This is a genomic window from Paraburkholderia sp. SIMBA_027, from assembly GCF_046535315.1.
Taxonomy (GTDB): Bacteria; Pseudomonadota; Gammaproteobacteria; order Burkholderiales; family Burkholderiaceae; genus Paraburkholderia; species Paraburkholderia tropica.
In genome coordinates, this window is sequence record NZ_JAWRWY010000771.1 from 1 (window position 1) to 265 (window position 265).

The window sequence follows — 265 nt, forward strand, 5'->3', positions numbered from 1 at the left end:
GAGCAGTCACCGATCATGAAGTCACAACCGACACAATCACAGCGGACTATTGGAAGTTCCTTCCGGAGTTCACGGATGACCTCGTTGAGAGCATGCGCAGGATGGCCCGGGATCACAACATCGTGGTGGCCGGCGGAAGTCATAACCGAGTCGCCGAGGATGGATCGCTGCGCAACACTGCATTTATCGCCCACCCGGACGGTCGGATAGAATCCCAGGACAAAATCCATCTCACGCCGCAGGAGCATGCCCTTGGGGCCCGTGG

General features: G+C 58.5%; 1 protein-coding gene. It reads left to right on the top strand.

The window, feature by feature from the left end; genetic code table 11:
- A partial coding sequence (locus SB764_RS41140; RefSeq protein WP_410866916.1) for a nitrilase-related carbon-nitrogen hydrolase occupies window positions 1–265 on the top strand: 265 nt, incomplete at both ends.